We start from the raw sequence: 919 nt of genomic DNA, 5'->3' as shown, positions 1-919 counted from the left end.
AAAAGACGGCAGTCTGGAAATTAAAACAAGCATTACAAGTTCCGACGAAGATTACGCCAGAATCTGGGCGAAAGTCGTATTTGACATTTTATCGATAGAGGCCGACAAGATACGGTTAATTACGGACAAGTCGCCCGACGGCGGCCCCTGCTGTTCTTCGAGAAATATTACGGCTCTCACCAAACTCGTGGAAAAATGCTGTCTGGCGATCCGAAAAGAGCGCCTTCACGACCCCCTGCCGATTACCGTGCGCCGCTCTGTGAAACCCCAGTACGGTTCCCTTTGGCAGGACCGCTTTAAGCCCTATGAAGGAATGAATATGGACATAAACGGCTTTTCAAAACTAGGCATGGCGGCCTGCGTCGTCGAAGTTTCAATTGACCTTGTTGAATGCATCCCCAATATCCGGGGGATATGGCTTGGGGTTGACGGCGGAAAAATTTTATCCGAAAACAGGGCGAGAAGAAACCTTACCCGAGGAGCGACGCAGGCGTTAGGCTGGGCGTTTTCGGAAAACATCGAATACTCGGAAGGGGCGCTGCCTAAAACCAAATATGATAAATTCGTCATTTCATCCTATCTTGATATTCCGGTTTTAAATATAGATTTTCTGCCCTCCGCTAGCGTTGAGCCGAAAGGAATCGGAGAACTGCCGTTTACATGCATACCGTCGGCTTTTATACAGGCGGTCTCGCAGGCGATGGACCACTGTTATAAGGCAATACCGTTAAGAAGAAAAGAAATTTGGGAAATAGCGCGGCTTAGAAATAGCGACGTGCAGGCATAGGGGCAAAAATGACGATTAATTTTATTTTAAACGGGGAAGACGTTGTCGTGCGCGCGGAAGCGGGCGTAAGGCTTATCCACATACTGCGGGAAAGTTTCGGCCTGTTCGGCGCGAAATCAGGCTGTCTTTCAG

At 48.9% G+C, this 919-nt stretch carries 1 protein-coding gene; it reads left to right on the top strand.

Features of this window, described 5'->3' with window-relative positions:
• Positions 1–787 (top strand): molybdopterin cofactor-binding domain-containing protein (locus ACYVTD_RS13800; protein ID WP_461248303.1); only part of this gene is annotated, 787 nt, incomplete at its 5' end.
• Positions 788–919 lie beyond the last annotated feature (132 nt).

It is taken from the genome of Treponema sp. R6D11 (genome assembly GCF_054786075.1).
Note: the sequence above shows the minus strand (reverse complement) of the source record. Positions and strands in the feature narration are given on the sequence as shown.